General features: G+C 66.0%; 10 protein-coding genes, 1 tRNA gene and 3 rRNA genes. 11 read left to right on the top strand and 3 right to left on the bottom strand.

Annotation, left to right across the window (positions count from 1 at the left end):
* The first annotated feature begins 39 nt into the window (after positions 1-39).
* Positions 40-792, top strand: coding sequence for a 4-hydroxy-tetrahydrodipicolinate reductase (gene dapB, locus J8N05_RS33255; protein WP_210889339.1), 753 nt, complete (start codon positions 40-42; stop codon positions 790-792).
* Between the two features lie 5 nt (positions 793-797).
* Positions 798-1,250, top strand: coding sequence for a tetratricopeptide repeat protein (locus J8N05_RS33250; protein WP_210889337.1), 453 nt, complete (start codon positions 798-800; stop codon positions 1,248-1,250).
* A 69-nt stretch (positions 1,251-1,319) separates the two neighbouring features.
* On the opposite strand, the gene J8N05_RS33245 is transcribed toward J8N05_RS33250, so the two are convergent.
* Positions 1,320-1,880 carry a hypothetical protein gene (locus J8N05_RS33245; RefSeq protein WP_210889335.1) on the bottom strand — a complete coding sequence of 187 codons (561 nt, stop codon included), beginning with the start codon at positions 1,878-1,880 and terminating at the stop codon, positions 1,320-1,322.
* Positions 1,881-2,002: 122 nt separating this feature from the next.
* Positions 2,003-2,242 (bottom strand): hypothetical protein, encoded by a 240-nt coding sequence (locus J8N05_RS33240; protein ID WP_210889333.1) that lies wholly within the window; start codon positions 2,240-2,242, stop codon positions 2,003-2,005.
* Positions 2,243-2,475: 233 nt separating this feature from the next.
* Here J8N05_RS33240 and thyX point away from each other — a divergent pair, with 233 nt between their 5' ends.
* The 8 genes from thyX to J8N05_RS33200 all read left to right on the top strand — a co-directional run bounded on the left by thyX (position 2,476) and on the right by J8N05_RS33200 (position 12,831).
* The gene (thyX, locus tag J8N05_RS33235; RefSeq protein ID WP_210889331.1) at positions 2,476-3,216 is read left to right on the top strand and encodes an FAD-dependent thymidylate synthase; all 741 of its coding nucleotides are present in this window, start codon (positions 2,476-2,478) and stop codon (positions 3,214-3,216) included.
* Positions 3,217-3,439: 223 nt separating this feature from the next.
* Positions 3,440-4,339 (top strand): 4-hydroxy-tetrahydrodipicolinate synthase, encoded by a 900-nt coding sequence (gene dapA, locus J8N05_RS33230; RefSeq protein ID WP_210889329.1) that lies wholly within the window; start codon positions 3,440-3,442, stop codon positions 4,337-4,339.
* Between the two features lie 134 nt (positions 4,340-4,473).
* On the top strand, positions 4,474-6,159 hold the full coding sequence (locus tag J8N05_RS33225) for a ribonuclease J (RefSeq protein ID WP_210889328.1): 1,686 nt from the start codon (positions 4,474-4,476) through the stop codon (positions 6,157-6,159).
* Between the two features lie 547 nt (positions 6,160-6,706).
* Positions 6,707-8,232, top strand: a 16S ribosomal RNA gene (locus J8N05_RS33220).
* 315 nt (positions 8,233-8,547) lie between these two features.
* Positions 8,548-11,670, top strand: a 23S ribosomal RNA gene (locus J8N05_RS33215).
* Between the two features lie 88 nt (positions 11,671-11,758).
* Positions 11,759-11,875, top strand: a 5S ribosomal RNA gene (rrf, locus tag J8N05_RS33210).
* The 16S, 23S and 5S rRNA genes sit together here, the layout of an rRNA operon.
* Before the next feature lie 114 nt (positions 11,876-11,989).
* Entirely contained in the window at positions 11,990-12,652 is a 663-nt protein-coding gene (locus J8N05_RS33205) for a DegT/DnrJ/EryC1/StrS family aminotransferase (protein WP_247706804.1), read from the top strand.
* Positions 12,653-12,758: 106 nt separating this feature from the next.
* Positions 12,759-12,831: transfer RNA gene (locus J8N05_RS33200), tRNA-Thr, on the top strand.
* A gap of 79 nt (positions 12,832-12,910) precedes the next feature.
* Here the strand turns inward: J8N05_RS33200 and J8N05_RS33195 are convergent.
* Positions 12,911-15,658: a SpoIIE family protein phosphatase gene (locus J8N05_RS33195; RefSeq protein WP_210890545.1), complete on the bottom strand. Its 2,748-nt coding sequence runs from the start codon at positions 15,656-15,658 to the stop codon at positions 12,911-12,913.
* 322 nt (positions 15,659-15,980) lie between these two features.
* On the opposite strand from J8N05_RS33195, the gene J8N05_RS33190 reads away from it, so the two are divergent.
* Positions 15,981-21,467, top strand: a complete 5,487-nt coding sequence (locus tag J8N05_RS33190; protein ID WP_210889324.1) for a HAMP domain-containing protein — start codon at positions 15,981-15,983, stop codon at positions 21,465-21,467.
* The last annotated feature ends 165 nt before the right edge of the window (positions 21,468-21,632 follow it).

Below are 21,632 nucleotides of genomic sequence, written 5' to 3'. Positions count from 1 at the left end.
CACACGTCGGCGTACGCCATCGACTAAGGAATCAAGAACATGAGCAAGCTGCGCGTGGCGGTCCTCGGCGCCAAGGGGCGTATCGGATCGGAGGCGGTCCGTGCCGTCGAGGCCGCCGAGGACCTGGAGCTGGTGGCCGCCCTCGGGCGCGGGGACTCCCTGGACGCCCTCACCGACACCGGCGCCCAGGTCGTCGTCGAACTGACCACCCCCGACTCGGTGATGGACAACCTCGACTTCTGCGTCCGCCACGGCATCCACGCCGTGGTCGGTACGACGGGCTGGACCGACGAGCGCCTCGCACAGCTGACCGCCTCGCTGGCCGCCGCACCGGGGACGGGTGTGCTCATCGCCCCGAACTTCTCCATCGGCGCGGTCCTCACCATGAAGTTCGCGGAGGTGGCCGCACCGTACTTCGAGTCCGTCGAGGTCATCGAACTGCACCACCCGAAGAAGGTGGACGCCCCCAGCGGCACCGCCTCCCGCACCGCCCAGCTCATCGCCGCCGCCCGGCAGAAGGCGGGCAGCGCCCCGCAGCCCGACGCCACGGCGACGGGCCTGGACGGCGCCCGCGGCGCGGACGTCGACGGCGTCCCGGTGCACTCGGTGCGGCTGCGCGGTCTGCTGGCCCACCAGGAAGTACTGCTCGGCGGCGAGGGCGAGACCCTCACGATCCGCCACGACTCCCTCCACCACAGCAGCTTCATGCCGGGCATCCTGCTCGGCGTACGCCGTGTCGTGGACACCCCGGGCCTCACCTTCGGCCTGGAACACTTCCTGGATCTGAAGTAACCGCCATGGCCGCGAAAATCACGTACGCCGTCACGGCCGCCGTCCTGGTCGTCTACTTCGTCCTGGTCGGCAGCCGCGGGGTGATGCTCATCCAGCACGGCACCCTGCTCACCGTCGCCTTCGGTGTCGCCGTCCTCGTCCTGCCGGTGATCGGCGTCTGGTTCCTCTGGAAGAACACCCAGTTCGTGAAGCGGGCCAACCGGCTCGCCACCGAGCTGGACGCCGAGGGCGGGCTGCCCGTCGACGAGCTGGCGCGTACCCCGGCCGGCCGTATCGACCGGGACTCCGCCGACGAGGTCTTCGCCCGGCGCAAGGCCGAGACGGAGGAGGCTCCCGACGACTGGCGCAGCTGGTTCCGTCTGGCGATCGCCTACCACGACGCCCGTGACACCCCACGGGCCCGCAAGGCGATGCAGCACGCGATCGCCCTCCACGACGGCAAGCCCGTACGGGCCTGAGGCCTGAGCGACGACACGACGAAGGGGCCGGCCCGCATCAGCGGGCCGGCCCCTTCGTCGTCACACCGTCTACGCGTGCGGCCGGTACTCGTCCGCCCAGACCTCGACGCTGTCCGCGGCCCGGTCGAAGGCCTCGGGGCGTCCCAGGAAGTCCGCGTTGTGCGTGGTCAGTAGGGGAGTCGTCTCATTGCCGGAGTGGCCGCCACGGACGAGGACGAGCGCCTGCCCCTGTACGGTCCGCGGGAGCCCGAGCCAGCGCACCGGCTGCTGCACGGTCCGTACGACCATGACATGCGCCCACGGTGTCGTGGTCGTCTGCAGGAAACGCACCCGGCGCAGTCCGGTGGCGCTCACCCACGCGCCCATCCGCAGTAGCCGCAGGGCACCCGCGATGACCACCGCGGCGAGGCCCAGGCACACCGCGCCCCCGGACGCGTTACCGGCCACGGAGATGATGACCGCCGCGAACAGCACGTACGAGGCGAGCAGCAGCAGGAGCGCGGCCGCGCCGACCCGCCACGGGCCGGGCCGGTAGGGACGCCGCCACTGGTCGCGGTCGTCGAACGGCAGCGCGAGGTCCTCGCCGGCCTCTTCGAAAGCGCGATCGGCGGTCAGAAAGGGCAGGGGCACGACTGATCCTCACTCAATCCACGCATGGACTATGCCCGGTGAGGCTACCTAGCCCGATCTCCGGCCACCACCCGCGGGGGTCCATGAGGGTGCTGCCCGGCCACGTGGCCCGTGGGGAAGGGTCAGCGGCGCGAGGACGCGTCGGACTGCTGCGTGTGCGCGGGGGAGACGTCGGCAGAGAGGGCGGGCAGGCCTATGAGCAGGGAGCCCGCGAGGCCCGCGACGACGGTCAGGCCTATGAGCCATCGGCCGACCAGCTCCGAGGCGGAGGCACGCTGACGTGGCGGGGGAGCGACATTGCTGCGGAACTGGTCGGCTTCGGCGATGAAGGCGAACGGTACTGGCTCGCGCCGACGGAACATGGGGTGCGCTTCTCCTCTGAGGACTCGAATCCTCCGGGGCTCGTCCTCCGCGGATTCGAACGGATCGTTGTCATCAATACAGACGAGCGAGTGCCCCAAAAGGTGCCATCTTTCACCGGATTCGCAGAAGTTCGCCGACCTATGTCGTGGCACGGCACCGAACGTCCCGTTGTCAGTGCCTGGCCGTAGAGTGGGCGCCGCCCGAGCCAGTACTGGGAAGGACCCTCCACGCCGTGACCGACACCCCCGCCGACGACCTCAAGCCCAGCTTCCGCAGCGATGTCACCGTCGAGCTGGTCAAGCACACCGCTTCCGACTCCGACGTGCTGTTCGCCGCCCGCGTCTCGACCCTCGGGGAGCAGTCCCTGGGCGAGCTGCAGAAGGACCCGGAGCGCTCGAAGGGCCTGATCAACTACCTGATGCGGGACCGGCACGGCAGCCCCTTCGAGCACAACTCGATGACCTTCCTCATCAGCGCCCCGATCTTCGTCTTCCGCGAGTTCATGCGGCACCGCGTGGGCTGGTCGTACAACGAGGAATCGGGTCGCTACAGGGAGCTGGAGCCGGTCTTCTACGTCCCGGGCGCGTCCCGCAAGCTGGTCCAGGAGGGCCGCCCCGGCAAGTACGTCTTCGTGGAGGGCACCGAGGCCCAGCAGGAGCTCACGGGCCGCGTCATGGAGGACTCGTACCGCCAGGCGTACGAGGCGTACCAGGAGATGCTCGCCGCCGGCGTGGCCCGCGAGGTCGCCCGCGCCGTCCTCCCGGTGGGCCTGTTCTCCTCGATGTACGCGACGTGCAACGCCCGCTCGCTGATGCACTTCCTCGGCCTGCGCACCCAGCACGAGCTGGCCAGGGTCCCGTCCTTCCCGCAGCGGGAGATCGAGATGGTCGGCGAGAAGATGGAGGCGGAGTGGGCCCGGCTCATGCCCCTCACGTACGCGGCCTTCAACACGAACGGGCGCGTGGCGCCGTAACGCACCCCGATCGCCCCGTCGGACACGCCATCGGGCACATCTGTACGGGTCGCCCAGGCGAAGTGTCCGTATTGCGGCATTTCGAGAAGTTCATCTAGCCTGATCAAACGGACCCGGCACTGCTTGAACCCCCGAGCAGGCAGTGCCGGGTTCCACTTTTGTCCTGACTTGTCGCCTTCCCCGAGGGCAGACCGCACGGTGAGTAGCGAGTAGCGTGTTACCCATGGCTCCGACCTCCACTCCGCAGACCCCCTTCGGGCGGGTCCTCACTGCCATGGTCACGCCCTTCGCGGCGGACGGCGCACTCGATCTCGACGGCGCGCAGCGGCTCGCCACCCACCTGGTCGACGCAGGCAACGACGGCCTGATCGTCAACGGCACCACGGGCGAGTCCCCGACCACCAGCAACGCGGAGAAAGCAGCTCTCGTACGAGCCGTACTGGAGGCCGTCGGCGATCGCGCCCACGTCGTCGCGGGCGTCGGCACGAACGACACGCGCCACAGCATCGAGCTGGCCCGCGACGCCGAGAAGGCGGGCGCGCACGGCCTGCTCACCGTGACGCCGTACTACAACAAGCCCCCACAAGAGGGCCTGTACCAGAACTTCACCGCGATCGCCGACGCCACCGGCCTGCCGGTCATGCTCTACGACATCCCCGGCCGCAGTGGTGTCCCGATCAACACCGAGACCCTGGTGCGCCTCGCCGAGCACCCGCGTATCGTCGCCAACAAGGACGCCAAGGGCGACCTCGGCCGCGCCAGCTGGGCCATCGCCAGCTGCGACCTCGCCTGGTACTCGGGCGACGACATGCTGAACCTGCCGCTGCTCTCCGTGGGCGCGGTCGGCTTCGTCTCCGTGGTCGGCCACATGGTCACCCCCGAGCTGCGGGCCATGCTCGACGCGTACACGAGCGGCGACGTGCAGAAGGCGACCGAGATCCACCAGAAGCTGCTCCCCGTCTTCACCGGGATGTTCCGGACCCAGGGCGTCATGACCAGCAAGGCCGCACTCGCCCTCCAGGGCCTGCCCGCCGGACCGCTGCGCCTGCCCATGGTCGGCCTGTCGCCCGAGGAGACCGCGCAACTCAAGATCGATCTTGCCGCCGGCGGGGTACAGCTCTAACCACAGACTTCACAACTGAATACGCACCACCAAGCAGGCCGAGAGCCTGCTCCACCAGACAACTGCTACTGCACGAACGTCATGCGCGCCACGTGCCCTGCCAGGTACGTGGCGCGTGTGGTGAGGAGAGTCTTTTGAGTCATCCGCATCCGGAACTCCGTCTGCCGCCGAAGCTTCCCCAAGGGGGCCTCCGCGTCACCCCGCTCGGTGGCCTCGGTGAAATCGGCCGAAACATGACGGTCTTCGAGTACGACGGCCGCCTTCTGATCGTCGACTGCGGCGTGCTCTTCCCCGAGGAGGAGCAGCCCGGGATCGACCTGATCCTTCCGGACTTCAGTTCGATCAGGGATCGCCTCGACGACATCGAGGGCATCGTCCTCACACACGGCCACGAGGATCACATCGGCGGCGTCCCCTTTCTCCTCCGCGAGAAGCCGGACATCCCGCTCATCGGCTCCAAGCTGACCCTCGCTCTCATCGAGGCGAAGCTCCAGGAGCACCGCATCCGCCCGTACACGCTTGAGGTCGCGGAGGGCCACCGGGAGCGGATCGGCCCCTTCGAGTGCGAGTTCGTCGCGGTCAACCACTCCATCCCGGACGCCCTCGCGGTCGCGATCCGCACCCCCGCGGGCATGGTCGTCCACACCGGCGACTTCAAGATGGACCAGCTCCCGCTGGACGGCCGCCTCACGGACCTGCACGCCTTCGCGCGGCTGAGCGAGGAAGGCATCGACCTCCTCCTCTCGGACTCCACGAACGCCGAGGTCCCGGGCTTCGTCCCGCCCGAGCGCGACATCTCGAACGTGCTGCGCCAGGTCTTCGCGGGTGCCAGCAAGCGCATCATCGTGGCCAGCTTCGCCAGCCATGTGCACCGCATCCAGCAGATCCTCGACGCCGCCCACGAGTACGGCCGCCGGGTCGCCTTCGTCGGCCGCTCGATGGTCCGCAACATGGGCATCGCGCGCGACCTCGGCTATCTGAAGGTCCCGCCGGGCCTCGTGGTGGACGTCAAGACACTGGACGACCTCCCGGAACACGAGATCGTCCTCGTCTGCACCGGCTCCCAGGGCGAGCCGATGGCGGCCCTGTCGCGGATGGCCAACAGGGACCACCAGATCCGGATCGTCCAGGGCGACACCGTGATCCTGGCGTCGTCCCTCATCCCGGGCAACGAGAACGCGGTCTACCGCGTCATCAACGGCCTGACCCGCTGGGGCGCCAACGTCGTCCACAAGGGCAACGCCAAGGTGCACGTCTCCGGTCACGCCTCCGCCGGCGAGCTCCTGTACTTCTACAACATCTGCAAGCCACGCAACCTCATGCCGGTCCACGGTGAATGGCGGCACCTGCGCGCCAACGCCGAGCTGGGCGCTCTCACCGGCGTCCCGCACGACCGCATCGTGATCGCCGAGGACGGCGTGGTCGTCGACCTCATCGAGGGCAAGGCCAGAATCTCCGGCAAGGTCCAGGCGGGGTACGTGTACGTCGACGGCCTCTCGGTCGGCGATGTCGGCGAGCCCACGCTCAAGGACCGCAAGATCCTCGGCGACGAGGGGATCATCTCGGTCTTCGTGGTGCTGGACACCAGCACGGGCAAGATCACCGGAGGGCCGCACATCCAGGCCCGCGGCTCGGGCATCGAGGACTCCGCCTTCAGCGCCGTCCTCCCGAAGGTCGTCGAGGTCCTGGAGAGGTCGGCCCAGGACGGCGTCGTCGAAGCGCACCAGATGCAGCAGCTCATCCGCCGCACGCTGGGCAAGTGGGTCTCGGACACCTACCGCCGCCGGCCGATGATCCTGCCGGTCGTCGTCGAGGTCTGAGCCACCTCGTAGCACGTACACCCGGAGCGGGGCACCTCGATTTGCATCGGGGCGCTCCGCTCCAGTACGTTTACGGCTCCGCCTGAACGGGAACCCGACACAACTTGGTGTCCGGGCCTCCCCGCAGGGGGCGGGAATTCCGACTCAGAACTTCTGATAAAGTCGGGATCGCCGGAAAGGAAAACGCGAAAGCGAAAACCTGGAAAGCACCGAGGAAATCGGAACCGGAAACGGTCTGATAGAGTCGGAAACGCAAGACAGCGAGACAAGAACACAGCAAGACCGAAGGGAAGCGCCCGGAGGAAAGCCCGAGAGGGTGAGTACAAAGGAAGCGTCCGTTCCTTGAGAACTCAACAGCGTGCCAAAAATCAACGCCAGATATGTTGATACCCCGTCCATCACCGCATGGTGGTGGGTGGAGGTTCCTTTGAAAAAGTCCTGCCGGGCGCAAGCACGGTAGGCGCATCAGCGAGGACGCTGTGAACGGCCTTCCTTATTCCGGTTGGTCGTTCCGCTCTCATGATGTGGTCCCGATTACGGGAAAACATTCACGGAGAGTTTGATCCTGGCTCAGGACGAACGCTGGCGGCGTGCTTAACACATGCAAGTCGAACGATGAACCACTTCGGTGGGGATTAGTGGCGAACGGGTGAGTAACACGTGGGCAATCTGCCCTTCACTCTGGGACAAGCCCTGGAAACGGGGTCTAATACCGGATGACACTCCTACTCGCATGGGTGGGGGTTGAAAGCTCCGGCGGTGAAGGATGAGCCCGCGGCCTATCAGCTTGTTGGTGAGGTAGTGGCTCACCAAGGCGACGACGGGTAGCCGGCCTGAGAGGGCGACCGGCCACACTGGGACTGAGACACGGCCCAGACTCCTACGGGAGGCAGCAGTGGGGAATATTGCACAATGGGCGAAAGCCTGATGCAGCGACGCCGCGTGAGGGATGACGGCCTTCGGGTTGTAAACCTCTTTCAGCAGGGAAGAAGCGAAAGTGACGGTACCTGCAGAAGAAGCGCCGGCTAACTACGTGCCAGCAGCCGCGGTAATACGTAGGGCGCAAGCGTTGTCCGGAATTATTGGGCGTAAAGAGCTCGTAGGCGGTCTGTCGCGTCGGATGTGAAAGCCCGGGGCTTAACCCCGGGTCTGCATTCGATACGGGCAGACTAGAGTGTGGTAGGGGAGATCGGAATTCCTGGTGTAGCGGTGAAATGCGCAGATATCAGGAGGAACACCGGTGGCGAAGGCGGATCTCTGGGCCATTACTGACGCTGAGGAGCGAAAGCGTGGGGAGCGAACAGGATTAGATACCCTGGTAGTCCACGCCGTAAACGGTGGGAACTAGGTGTTGGCGACATTCCACGTCGTCGGTGCCGCAGCTAACGCATTAAGTTCCCCGCCTGGGGAGTACGGCCGCAAGGCTAAAACTCAAAGGAATTGACGGGGGCCCGCACAAGCAGCGGAGCATGTGGCTTAATTCGACGCAACGCGAAGAACCTTACCAAGGCTTGACATCGCCCGGAAAGCATCAGAGATGGTGCCCCCCTTGTGGTCGGGTGACAGGTGGTGCATGGCTGTCGTCAGCTCGTGTCGTGAGATGTTGGGTTAAGTCCCGCAACGAGCGCAACCCTTGTTCTGTGTTGCCAGCATGCCCTTCGGGGTGATGGGGACTCACAGGAGACTGCCGGGGTCAACTCGGAGGAAGGTGGGGACGACGTCAAGTCATCATGCCCCTTATGTCTTGGGCTGCACACGTGCTACAATGGCAGGTACAATGAGCTGCGATACCGCAAGGTGGAGCGAATCTCAAAAAGCCTGTCTCAGTTCGGATTGGGGTCTGCAACTCGACCCCATGAAGTCGGAGTTGCTAGTAATCGCAGATCAGCATTGCTGCGGTGAATACGTTCCCGGGCCTTGTACACACCGCCCGTCACGTCACGAAAGTCGGTAACACCCGAAGCCGGTGGCCCAACCCCTTGTGGGAGGGAGCTGTCGAAGGTGGGACTGGCGATTGGGACGAAGTCGTAACAAGGTAGCCGTACCGGAAGGTGCGGCTGGATCACCTCCTTTCTAAGGAGCATCTAGGCCGCCAAGCTTGCTTGGTGGTCCAGGGCCATTACGTCGGCACACGTTCGACGGTGGTTGCTCAAGGGTGGAACGTTGATTATTCGGCACACTCGGCCTTCTACAGGCTGCAAGTACTGTCCTTCGGGGCGTGGAAAGCAGACCTTAGGGGCGAGGGTGTCGGGCACGCTGTTGGGTGTCTGAGGGTACGGACCTTGTGTCTGGATCTTCAGTGCCGGCCCCAGTGCACTCGCCCGGAAGGGTGGGGTGATGGGTGGTTGGTCGTTGTTTGAGAACTGCACAGTGGACGCGAGCATCTGTGGCCAAGTTTTTAAGGGCGCACGGTGGATGCCTTGGTACCAGGAACCGATGAAGGACGTGGGAGGCCACGATAGTCCCCGGGGAGCCGTCAACCAGGCTTTGATCCGGGGGTTTCCGAATGGGGAAACCCGGCAGTCGTCATGGGCTGTCACCCACATCTGAACACATAGGGTGTGTGGAGGGAACGCGGGGAAGTGAAACATCTCAGTACCCGCAGGAAGAGAAAACAACCGTGATTCCGGGAGTAGTGGCGAGCGAAACCGGATGAGGCCAAACCGTATGTGTGTGAGACCCGGCAGGGGTTGCGCATGCGGGGTTGTGGGATCTCTCTTTCACAGTCTGCCGGCTGTGAGACGAGTCAGAAACCGTTGGTGTAGGCGAAGGACATGCGAAAGGTCCGGCGTAGAGGGTAAGACCCCCGTAGTCGAAACATCAACGGCTCGTTTGAGAGACACCCAAGTAGCACGGGGCCCGAGAAATCCCGTGTGAATCTGGCGGGACCACCCGCTAAGCCTAAATATTCCCTGGTGACCGATAGCGGATAGTACCGTGAGGGAATGGTGAAAAGTACCGCGGGAGCGGAGTGAAATAGTACCTGAAACCGTGTGCCTACAAGCCGTGGGAGCGTCGCTGTATGTGCTTGCACATACAGTCGTGACTGCGTGCCTTTTGAAGAATGAGCCTGCGAGTTTGCGGTGTGTTGCGAGGTTAACCCGTGTGGGGAAGCCGTAGCGAAAGCGAGTCCGAATAGGGCGGTATAGTAGCGCGCTCAAGACCCGAAGCGGAGTGATCTAGCCATGGGCAGGTTGAAGCGGCTGTAAGAGGTCGTGGAGGACCGAACCCACCAGGGTTGAAAACCTGGGGGATGACCTGTGGTTAGGGGTGAAAGGCCAATCAAACTCCGTGATAGCTGGTTCTCCCCGAAATGCATTTAGGTGCAGCGTCGTGTGTTTCTTGCCGGAGGTAGAGCACTGGATAGGCGATGGGCCCTACCGGGTTACTGACCTTAGCCAAACTCCGAATGCCGGTAAGTGAGAGCGCGGCAGTGAGACTGTGGGGGATAAGCTCCATGGTCGAGAGGGAAACAGCCCAGAGCATCGACTAAGGCCCCTAAGCGTACGCTAAGTGGGAAAGGATGTGGAGTCGCACAGACAACCAGGAGGTTGGCTTAGAAGCAGCCACCCTTGAAAGAGTGCGTAATAGCTCACTGGTCTAGTGATTCCGCGCCGACAATGTAGCGGGGCTCAAGCGTACCGCCGAAGTCGTGTCATTCATACATGAGGGCCAACGCCTGTATGGATGGGTAGGGGAGCGTCGTGTGCCGGGTGAAGCCGCGCCGGAAGGCAGTGGTGGACGGTTCACGAGTGAGAATGCAGGCATGAGTAGCGATACACACGTGAGAAACGTGTGCGCCGATTGACTAAGGGTTCCTGGGTCAAGCTGATCTGCCCAGGGTAAGTCGGGACCTAAGGCGAGGCCGACAGGCGTAGTCGATGGATAACCGGTTGATATTCCGGTACCCGCTGTGAAGCGTCAAACATCGAACCAGGCGATGCTAAGTCCGTGAAGCCGTTCCGGACCCTTCGGGGAATGGAAAGTGGTGGAGCCGACGGACCAGACCTGTAGTAGGTGAGTGATGGGGTGACGCAGGAAGGTAGTCCAGCCCGGGCGGTGGTTGTCCCGGGGTAAGGGTGTAGCCCGTTGTGTAGGTAAATCCGCACAACATTAAGGGTGAGACCTGATGCCGAGCCGATTGTGGTGAAGTGGATGATCCTATGCTGTCGAGAAAAGCCTCTAGCGAGTTTCATGGCGGCCCGTACCCTAAACCGACTCAGGTGGTCAGGTAGAGAATACCGAGGCGTTCGGGTGAACTATGGTTAAGGAACTCGGCAAAATGCCCCCGTAACTTCGGGAGAAGGGGGGCCATCACCGGTGATAGCACTTGCTGCTTGAGCTGGGGGTGGCCGCAGAGACCAGCGAGAAGCGACTGTTTACTAAAAACACAGGTCCGTGCGAAGCCGTAAGGCGATGTATACGGACTGACGCCTGCCCGGTGCTGGAACGTTAAGGGGACCGGTTAGTCAGATTTCGGTCTGGCGAAGCTGAGAACTTAAGCGCCAGTAAACGGCGGTGGTAACTATAACCATCCTAAGGTAGCGAAATTCCTTGTCGGGTAAGTTCCGACCTGCACGAATGGCGTAACGACTTCTCGACTGTCTCAACCATAGGCCCGGTGAAATTGCACTACGAGTAAAGATGCTCGTTTCGCGCAGCAGGACGGAAAGACCCCGGGACCTTTACTATAGTTTGATATTGGTGTTCGGTTCGGCTTGTGTAGGATAGCTGGGAGACTGTGAAGCTTGAGCGCCAGCTCGGGTGGAGTCGTCGTTGAAATACCAGTCTGGTCGTGCTGGATGTCTAACCTGGGTCCGTGATCCGGATCAGGGACAGTGTCTGATGGGTAGTTTAACTGGGGCGGTTGCCTCCTAAAGAGTAACGGAGGCGCCCAAAGGTTCCCTCAGCCTGGTTGGCAATCAGGTGTTGAGTGTAAGTGCACAAGGGAGCTTGACTGTGAGACCGACGGGTCGAGCAGGGACGAAAGTCGGGACTAGTGATCCGGCGGTGGCTTGTGGAAGCGCCGTCGCTCAACGGATAAAAGGTACCCCGGGGATAACAGGCTGATCTTCCCCAAGAGTCCATATCGACGGGATGGTTTGGCACCTCGATGTCGGCTCGTCGCATCCTGGGGCTGGAGTCGGTCCCAAGGGTTGGGCTGTTCGCCCATTAAAGCGGTACGCGAGCTGGGTTTAGAACGTCGTGAGACAGTTCGGTCCCTATCCGCTGTGCGCGTAGGAGTCTTGAGAAGGGCTGTCCCTAGTACGAGAGGACCGGGACGGACGAACCTCTGGTGTGCCAGTTGTCCTGCCAAGGGCATGGCTGGTTGGCTACGTTCGGGAGGGATAACCGCTGAAAGCATCTAAGCGGGAAGCCTGCTTCGAGATGAGGACTCCCACCAACTTGATTGGTTAAGGCTCCCAGTAGACGACTGGGTTGATAGGCCGGATGTGGAAGCCCTGTAAGGGGTGGAGCTGACCGGTACTAATAGGCCGAGGGCTTGTCCTCAGTTGCTCGCGTCCACTGTGTTGGTTCTGAAACCACGAACAACCGTTGTAGCCATGGTCACGGCTCCGGTTTGTCAGTTTCATAGTGTTTCGGTGGTCATAGCGTGAGGGAAACGCCCGGTTACATTCCGAACCCGGAAGCTAAGCCTTACAGCGCCGATGGTACTGCAGGGGGGACCCTGTGGGAGAGTAGGACGCCGCCGAACTATTATTAAGAGAGCTGGTCCCTGAACTTAGGTTCAGGGACCAGCTCTTTTTTGTTGTGCGTCACTTGGAGTTCACGTTGCGCGACCAACATCACGTGCATGGGTACTGCTGCAATGCTCAGGGCCGCGGGTGTCGGAGCCGGTGACGAGGTCATCGTGCCGGCGTTCGGGAACGCCGAGGTGGCCGAGGCCGTCCTCCTGGCCGGCGCGCTGCCGGTGTTCGTCGACATCGATCCGAGTACGTACTGCCTCGACTCCGCCGAGGCCGAGGCGGCTGTCGGCCCGCGGACGGCCGCCCTGGTCGCCGTACACCGCTTCGGGCGGCTCGCCGACATGCCGCGCCTGTGGGACATCGGCCGGCGGCATGGGCTGCTCGTGCTCGAACAGGGCGAGTCCGAGGCGCCGTACGCCGAGGTCGAGGAGCGCAGGGCACGCGCGACCTACCTCGACGGGCGGTTGCGGGGGGTGCGGACTCCGGAGCGGGGTGCGGGCCACACCTACCAGCAGTACGTCGTGCGGGTGTTGGGGAACGGGCGGCCGGACCGCGATGCCTTCGCCCGGGCCGTGCGGGCCAAGGGCGTCGAGTGCCGGGTCCCGGTGAAGACACCGGTGCACCGGATGCCCGCGTTCCGGCGGGACGTCTGCCTGCCGGAGACCGAACGGGCCGCCGACGAGACGCTGGCCCTGCCCGTCGACGCGTCGCTGACGAAGCGGGAGATGCAGCGGATCGTGTCCGCGTGCAATGCCCTCGGCGGACTGCTGCAGCCTGCCTTCTAGGGCTGCCGAACGCGGTACGGACGCGGTATCGAACGCAGTTGGGAGCACACCGGCGTTCGGGGTATGCTTTATTCCGTTGCCACGGGGGAAACTTCGAAAGCAACAGGCCCCTATAGCTCAGTCGGTAGAGCGTCTCCATGGTAAGGAGAAGGTCAACGGTTCGATTCCGTTTGGGGGCTCAGACAGAAAAGGCCTCCGCCCTTGTGGGCGGGGGCCTTTCGCGTTTCCCGGGGCCGGCGGGGCCCCGGGAACAGACCGTCAGTCCTTCTGCAGACCCGGGACGCGCATCGCCAGAATGGCCATGTCGTCGGACGGGGCGTCGCTCGCGAAACGCTCCACCGCGCGCATGATGCGGGCGGCCACCGCACCGGCCGTCAGACCCGTGCAGGTGGTGAGGACATCGGCGAGACCGTCGTCGCCCAGCATGCGGGTGCCCTCGCGGCGCTCGGTGACGCCGTCCGTCACACACAGCAGGACGTCCCCCGGGTCGAGCGTCACCTCCTGCTCGTACAGCTCCAGGTCGTCCATGACGCCCAGGAGCGGCTGTGGTTCGGCGGCCGGTTCCACCGTGCCGTCCGGGCGCAGGCGCAGGGGGAGCGGATGGCCGGCGCAGACCACCTTCAGGAGCGCCGAGCCGTCCTCCTGGGGCCACAACTCCCCGTACAGGAGGGTGAGGAAGCGGCTTCGGGCGCCCTCGTCGAGGATCGCGGAGTTCAGGCGGTCCAGGACCGCCGGGCCGCCGTAGCCCTCGCGGGCCAGCAGGCGCAGTGCGTGCCGGGCCAGTCCGGTGACCGCGGCCGCCTCCGGTCCCGTACCGCAGACGTCTCCGATGGCGAAGCCGTAGGCGCCGTCGCGGATGGGGAAGAGGTCGTAGAAGTCGCCGCCGACCTCGTTGCCCTCGCCCGCCGCGCGGTAGATGACCTCGACCTCGACGCCCTCGATGTGGGGGAGCTCCGGGGGCAGGAGGCTGCGCTGGAGGGACTGGCTGATGGCCGTGCGCTCCGAGTACAGGCGCGCGTTGTCCAGGGCGAGGGCGGCCCGGCGGCTCAGGTCCTCGGCCAGTTCCAGGATCTCCTGGCGGAAGTGTTCGTCCGTCGGCTTGCCGAGCGTCAGCATGCCGATGACGCGGTTGCGGGCCACCAGGGGCAGGACGACCGTCTCGCCGCCGACCGCGCCGGCCGTCGCCAGCGTCGTACCGATGCCGGAGCTGACCGAGGCCTGGCCGCCCAGGCCGAGGCTGCGCATGGAGGTGCGGAGGGCCGCCGTGTGGGCCGCCTCCGCGGGGGCTCCCCACACGCGGGCGCCCGGTGTGGGGACCGGGTCCGGCGGGGCGATCTTCGACAGGAGCGCCTTGAGGCCGTCGATGCGCTCCTCGTCCTCGTGCAGGACGTACGAAAGGTAGGGGTCGGAGGCCTGGTCGGCAATCGTGTACACGGCACACCAGGTGGCCAGGGTCGGGACCGTCATCTGGGCCATCAGGGCCAGTGTCTGGTCGCGGTCGAGCGTGCCCGCGAGGAGGTCCGAGGCCTCGACGAGGAAGGACAGCGAGCCGCGGCGCAGCCGTTCCAGCTCGCCGAGGCGGGCCGACTCCACGGCGAGCGCGATGCGGTCGGCGGCGAACTGGAGGCGCAGGGCCTCCTCGTTCGAGTAGCGGGCCGGTGATTCGGCCGCCACACCGAGCGAGCCGGTGAGTCTGCCCTCGACCTTCAGGGGGACCGTGACGACCGAACGCATACCGGTGCCGCTGAGGAGCGGTACGGCCCCTGGGACGGCCGTGAGGTCCTCGTGGACGGCAGGCATGCGGGCCGAGCCGTAACGGCCGGTACCGGCCTCCACAGGGACCCGGGCGAAGCGCTGGCGGGCGGAGGGGAGCCCGGTGGAGGCGCGTACCTCCAGCTCCGTCTCGTCGTCGGTCGCCAGGAGGAGGAAGGCGGAGTCGCCGTCGAGCATGTCGCGGGCGCGCTCCACCGTGCGCTGCAGGAGGCCGTCCAGGTCGTCCGGGGCCGGTGAGCCGATGAAGACCTCGAAGGGGTCCGAGGCATGGCCCTCGGAACTGGTGGTCGTGTCCGTGGACGAGACGCGCAACGGGGTCTGCAGGACCGCTCGTTCGTGATCGCGCACCAGCAGGCAGACCGTGGACGGCTCGCCGCCGGTGTCGCGGACGCGCAGATGCGATGCGTATACGGGAGTGACGCGGCCGTTGGCGCCGCGCAGGCCGTAACTGCCCTCCCAGCGGGAGAGCTTGAGGGCCTCGACGATGCCGGTGCTGGTGCCGGGCGTGTGCGGCCAGGCCGCGAGATCGGTCAGCGGCTTGCCGACGACCTGCTCCGCCGCGTAGCCGAAGAGTTCCTCCGCGTCCTCGTTCCAGGCGTTGATCGCGCCGGCGCGGTCGATCTGGACGACCGCCACACGGACGCGGCCGTCGGCGAGGGGGAGCAGGTGGGAGGGCAGGGACGGGCCCGCGGTGCGGGTGCCCACCGCGCGCTCAGGGAGGTCCAGCTGGAACCAGACCTGTTTGCGGGTGGGCGTGTACTCGACGCCCCAGCGGCCGGCCAGGGCGGCACAGAGCTGGAGGCCGCGTCCGCCCTCGCGGTCCGGGTTTCCCATGTTGACGGCGCTGCCCTGGAGTGGAATCTCCCGTTCCGGGTAGTGGTCCGCCACCTCGATCCGTACGCCGTCGTCGCTGCGCAGGCACAGGACGTCCGCGGACGTGCCGGCGTGCACCACGGCGTTGGTGACCAGCTCGCTCGTGAGGACCACGGCGTCGTCGACGATGTCGGCGAAGCCCCAGCCCTGGAGGGTGTCACGGACAAAGGAACGAGCGGTCGCGACGGACCGCCCGACAGGGTCGAAGCTGGCGGCCGCGCGCGCGGTGATCACAGAACTCCTTGTCCGGTCGTCGGCGGGCAGGGTTCCGTGGCCGACCCGCCCCTGCCGGGGCAGAAGCTGGTTCTCGGTCGGCCGGGGATCCTGGGGTGGTCCCCCAGGATGCAGTCCGGTGGTCATGGTGCGGTGCCCTCCGATGCCTGCCTGCCCGCTCGTGCTCGTGCCACCGCCCAGGCCGGAAGGACCGGCGTGGCTGGACAGCCGCATGCAAGGTTACTTACCTTCGCGGTCCATGCGGATGCCGGTCGCCAGTGTTTACGTCCGGAGCGTGTGCGGACCGTGTGCGAAGCTGCCGAACTGTTATGGCCTGGTTCAGCCATGGTGAAACACTGGGCAGGCTCCAAGGGAAGGTCCGGGCAGGTTGAGAGCCTTCCGGGACGCGGAGCGAGAAGTACCCGAGTACGCCGAGCGGTAAATGGTCGACCCTTGCGGGAGGGACACAGTGGAGTCTGGCGCAGCGACGCGGGGCACTAAGACGCGCGCGAAAGGCGGACAGTCCCTGAGTAATCAGCGCAAACCGCGCAATGGCACCACAGAGGTGGACACGGCGGCCCTGAACAGGCTGCTGGCGGCCCTGGTGTCGATGCGGGACGGCAACTTCCGTAAGAGGCTCACCGTCTCCGGCGACGGCGTGATGTCCGAGATCGCGGCCGTCTTCAACGAGGTGGGCGACCGCAATCTCCAGCTGACGGGTGAGCTGTCGCGGGTGCGGCGCATGGTCGGCCGTGAGGGAAAGCTCACGGAGCGGCTGGAGACGGGCGCCTGCGAGGGCTCCTGGGCCGCGGCGATCGACGCCTCCAACGCGCTCGTCGACGATCTCGTACGGCCCGTCTCCGAGGTCGGCCGGGTGCTGTCCGCGGTGGCGGAGGGCGATCTGTCGCCGCGTATGGAGCTGCGGGCGCAGGCCGCGGACGGCAACGGTCATCCGCTGCGCGGCGAGTTCCTGAAGGTCGGACGCACGGTCAACAACCTGGTCGACCAGCTGTCCACGTTCACCGACGAGGTCACGCGGGTGGCCAGTGAGGTCGGTACCGAGGGCAAGTTGGGCGGACAGGCCCGGGTGCGCGGTATGTCCGGTTCGTGGAAGGACCTCACGGACTCGGTCAACACGATGGCGTACCGGCTGACGGCCCAGGTGCGGGACATCGCGCTGGTGACGACGGCGGTCGCCAAGGGTGACTTGTCCCGGAAGGTCACGGTTCACGTGGCCGGCGAGATGCTCGAACTGAAGAACACCGTCAACACGATGGTGGACCAGCTGTCCTCGTTCTCCTCCGAGGTGACGCGGGTAGCGCGCGAGGTGGGCACCGAGGGCGAGCTGGGCGGGCAGGCCCAGGTGCCCGGCGTGGCCGGCGTGTGGAAGGACCTCACCGATTCGGTGAACCTCATGGCCGGCAACCTGACCGCGCAGGTGCGCGGGATCGCGCAGGTCACGACGGCGGTCGCCAACGGTGACCTGTCGCAGAAGGTCACCGTGTCCGCGCGCGGCGAGGTCGCGCAGCTCGCCGAGACGATCAACCAGATGACCGAGACGCTGCGGACGTTCGCGGACGAGGTCACACGTGTCGCCAACGAGGTCGGCGGCGAGGGGCGGCTAGGCGGGCAGGCGAACGTGCCGGGCGCGGCGGGCACGTGGAAGGACCTCACCGATTCGGTGAACACGGTCTTCAGGAACCTCACCACCCAGGTGCGGGACATCGCCGCAGTAACTACTGCGGTCGCCAACGGTGATCTGTCGCAGAAGGTCAGCGTCGAGGTCGCCGGCGAGATGCTGGAGCTCAAGAACACCGTCAACACGATGGTCGACCAGCTCTCCAGCTTCGGCGCGGAGGTCACCCGGGTGGCGCGGGAGATCGGTGTCGAGGGCGAGCTGGGCGGGCAGGCCCAGGTGCCGGGCGCGGCCGGTACGTGGAAGGACCTCACCGACTCCGTCAACACGGCGTTCCGCAACCTCACCGGACAGGTGAGGAACATCGCCCAGGTGACGACGGCGGTCGCCAACGGCGATCTGTCGCAGAAGGTCACCGTGGACGTCTCCGGCGAGATGCTCGCGCTGAAGAACACAGTGAACACGATGGTCGACCAGCTGTCGTCCTTCGCGGACCAGGTGACGCGGATGGCGCGTGACGTGGGCACGGAGGGCCGTCTGGGCGGCCAGGCGCGCGTGGACGGCGTGTCCGGCACGTGGAAGGACCTCACCGATTCCGTCAACTTCATGGCGGGCAACCTCACGTCCCAGGTGCGGCAGATCGCCCAGGTGACGACGGCGGTGGCGCGCGGTGACCTCTCGCAGAAGATCGAGGTCGACGCGCGCGGCGAGATCCTCGAACTGAAGAACACGATCAACACCATGGTCGACCAGCTCAGCGCCTTCGCCGAGCAGGTGACCCGGGTGGCCCGCGAGGTGGGCACCGACGGCCGGCTGGGCGGACAGGCCCAGGTGCCGGGCGTCGCGGGCGTGTGGCGCGACCTCACCGACTCGGTGAACGGCATGGCCGGCAACCTCACCGCGCAGGTGCGCAACATCGCGCAGGTCGCGACCGCGGTGGCCCGCGGTGACCTCTCGCAGAAGATCGACGTGGACGCGCGCGGCGAGATCCTGGAGCTGAAGAACACCCTCAACACGATGGTGGACCAGCTCTCGAACTTCGCCGAGCAGGTCACCAGGGTGGCCCGTGAGGTGGGCACGGAGGGCATCCTCGGCGGGCAGGCCGAGGTGCAGGGTGTCTCCGGCACCTGGAAGGACCTCACGCAGTCCGTGAACTTCATGGCGAACAACCTGACGATCCAGGTGCGCAACATCGCCGAGGTCACGACCGCCGTCGCCAAGGGCGACCTGTCGAAGAAGATCACCGTCGACGCGAAGGGCGAGATCCTCGAACTCGTCACCACCGTGAACACGATGGTCGACCAGCTGTCGTCGTTCGCAGAGCAGGTGACCCGGGTGGCCCGCGAGGTGGGCACCGAGGGCATCCTGGGCGGCCAGGCGCACGCGTCGGGCGTCACGGGCATCTGGAAGGACCTCACCGACAACGTCAACCTCATGGCCAACAACCTGACCGTGCAGGTGCGGAACATCTCCCAGGTCGCGGCGGCCGTCGCCAACGGCGACCTGACGCGGACGGTGACGATCGAGGCGCGCGGCGAGGTCGCGCAGCTCGCCGACACCTTCAACACCATGGTGAAGACGCTGAGTTCGTTCGCCGACCAGGTCACCAAGGTGGCCCGCGAGGTGGGCACGGACGGCATCCTGGGCGGCCAGGCGCGCGTACCGGGCGTGTCGGGTACGTGGAAGGACCTCACGGAGTCCGTGAACGGCATGGCGTCCAACCTGACCGGACAGGTGCGCAACATCGCGATGGTCACCACGGCCATCGCCAAGGGCGACCTGACCAAGAAGATCGACATCGACGCGCGCGGCGAGATCCTGGAGCTGAAGACCACCATCAACACGATGGTCGACCAGCTGTCGTCGTTCGCCGAGGAGGTCACCCGGGTGGCCCGCGAGGTGGGCACCGAGGGGCAGTTGGGCGGCCAGGCGCGCGTACGCGACGTCGACGGCACCTGGCGCGACCTCACCGAGTCGGTGAACGAGATGGCCGGGAACCTCACCCGGCAGGTGCGTGCCATCGCGCGCGTGGCGACCGCGGTGACCCGCGGCGACCTCAACCTGAAGATCGACGTGGACGCCTCCGGCGAGATCCAGGAACTTCAGGACTACATCAACAAGATGATCGCGAACCTCCGCGACACCACCATCGCCAACAAGGAGCAGGACTGGCTGAAGGGCAACCTCGCCCGGATCTCCGGTCTGATGCAGGGCCGCCGCGACCTCGCCGACGTGGCCTCGCTCATCATGGGCGAGCTGACCCCGGTGGTCTCGGCGCAGCACGGCGCGTTCTTCATGGCGATGCCGCTGGACGACGGCAAGCACGTGGGCGCCGCGAACGACGACTCGTACGAACTGCGCATGCTCGGGTCGTACGGGTACTCGATGGGCTCCATGCCGACGTCGTTCCGGCCCGGGGAGACGCTGATCGGGACGGCCGCCAAGGAGAAGCGCACGATTCTCGTGGAGAACGTGCCGCCGGGGTATCTGAAGATCGCCTCCGGCCTCGGGGAGGCACCTCCGGCGCATGTCATCGTGCTGCCGGTGCTCTTCGAGGGGACCGTCCTCGGGGTGATCGAGCTGGCGTCGTTCCACTCGTTCACGCACATCCAGAAGGACTTCCTCAGCCAGATCGCCGAGATGATCGCGACGAGCGTCAACACCATCGCGGTCAACACCAAGACCGAGGTGCTGCTCAAGCAGTCGCAGGAGCTGACCGAGCAGCTCAGGGAGCGGTCGGCGGAGCTGGAGAACCGGCAGAAGGCCCTCCAGGCGTCCAACGCCGAGCTGGAGGAGAAGGCCGAACTGCTGGCCCAGCAGAACCGCGACATCGAGGTCAAGAACACCGAGATCGAGGAGGCGCGGCAGGTCCTGGAGGAGCGCGCCGAGCAACTCGCCGTCTCCATGCGCTACAAGAGCGAGTTCCTGGCCAACATGTCCCACGAGCTGCGTACGCCGCTCAACTCGCTGCTGATCCTCGCCAAGCTGCTCGCCGACAACGCGGACTCCAACCTCACCCCCAAGCAGGTCGAGTTCGCCGAGACGATCCACGGGGCGGGTTCCGACCTGCTCCAGCTGATCAACGACATCCTCGACCTGTCGAAGGTCGAGGCGGGCAAGATGGACGTGTCGCCGACGCGTATCGCGCTGGTCCAGCTCGTCGACTACGTAGAGGCCACTTTCCGTCCGCTGACGGCGGAGAAGGGCCTCGACTTCTCCGTACGGGTGTCGCCGGAACTGCCGGCCACGCTGCATACGGACGAGCAGCGGCTGCTCCAGGTGCTGCGCAACCTGCTGTCGAACGCGGTGAAGTTCACCGACTCCGGAGCGGTCGAACTGGTCATCAGGCCCGCGGGCGCGGAGGTGCCGGTCGCCATCCGGGAGCAGTTGCTGGAGGCGGGCTCGCTGCGGGACGCGGACGCCGATCTGATCGCGTTCTCCGTGACCGACACGGGCATCGGGATCGCGGCCAGCAAGATGCGGGTGATCTTCGAGGCGTTCAAGCAGGCGGACGGCACGACGAGCCGCAAGTACGGCGGTACGGGCCTGGGTCTGTCCATCTCGCGGGAGATCGCGCGGCTGCTCGGCGGCGAGATCCACGCGCAGAGCGAGCCGGGACGCGGCTCGACGTTCACGCTGTATCTGCCGCTGCACCCGAGCGAACTCCCGCCGCAGGGCTACCCGCAGCTGTCCGCGCCCATGGAGAACGGCGCGCTGCCGGCGGGTGCGGACGACGAGGCCGAGGCCCGCGTGGAGACACCGGCGGAGGTCAGGTCGTACCAGGAGACCCAGAACGGGCCCGCCGCGCTCTTCAGGCGGCGCCGCAGGGCGGTGTCCGCGGCCGAGACCCGGCCCGCGCTGCCGGGGGCCCAGGCGCAGGCCCCGGAGCCCTGGGGCTCGAACGGCGAGGAGGTGGCCACGCGCGCGCGTGCCGTCTTCCGCTTCGAGGGCGAGAAGGTGCTGATCGTCGACGACGACATCCGCAACGTGTTCGCGCTCACCAGCGTCCTGGAGCAGCACGGCCTTTCGGTGCTGTACGCCGAGAACGGCCGCGAGGGCATCGAGGTCCTGGAGCAGCACGACGACGTGACGGTCGTCCTGATGGACATCATGATGCCGGAGATGGACGGATACGCGACCACGACGGCGATCCGCAGGATGCCGCAGTTCGCCGGGCTGCCGATCATCGCGCTCACCGCGAAGGCGATGAAGGGCGACCGGGAGAAGGCCATCGAGTCGGGTGCGTCCGACTACGTGACGAAGCCCGTCGATCCCGATCATCTGCTCTCCGTGATGCAGCAGTGGATGCGGGGGCAGTGATCCAGGGGCGGGTTTCGTCGGGCGGCCGAGGATGATTGAGTGGTACGGAAATGATCGCGTCCACGGGCCGGTCGGACGGCGGCACGGTATGCCGGGTTGCTGACTGACTGTGCCCGGAGCCGTGTAGAAACCCGGGATTCGGGGAACCTTCTGGTCTCCCACTGC

Source organism: Streptomyces liliiviolaceus, assembly GCF_018070025.1.
Lineage (GTDB): Bacteria > Actinomycetota > Actinomycetes > Streptomycetales > Streptomycetaceae > Streptomyces > Streptomyces liliiviolaceus.
This window is presented reverse-complemented; position numbering and strand designations above follow the sequence as displayed.

Excerpts from the sequence above, each read along its gene's own strand:
- dapB (WP_210889339.1), top strand. The coding sequence starts at position 40 with ATGAGCAAGCTGCGCGTGGCGGTCCTCGGCGCCAAGGGGCGTATCGGA.
- J8N05_RS33250 (WP_210889337.1), top strand. The coding sequence starts at position 798 with ATGGCCGCGAAAATCACGTACGCCGTCACGGCCGCCGTCCTGGTCGTC.
- J8N05_RS33240 (WP_210889333.1), bottom strand. The coding sequence starts at position 2,242 with ATGTTCCGTCGGCGCGAGCCAGTACCGTTCGCCTTCATCGCCGAAGCC.
- dapA (WP_210889329.1), top strand. The coding sequence starts at position 3,440 with ATGGCTCCGACCTCCACTCCGCAGACCCCCTTCGGGCGGGTCCTCACT.
- J8N05_RS33205 (WP_247706804.1), top strand. The coding sequence starts at position 11,990 with ATGCTCAGGGCCGCGGGTGTCGGAGCCGGTGACGAGGTCATCGTGCCG.
- J8N05_RS33195 (WP_210890545.1), bottom strand. The coding sequence starts at position 15,658 with ATGACCACCGGACTGCATCCTGGGGGACCACCCCAGGATCCCCGGCCG.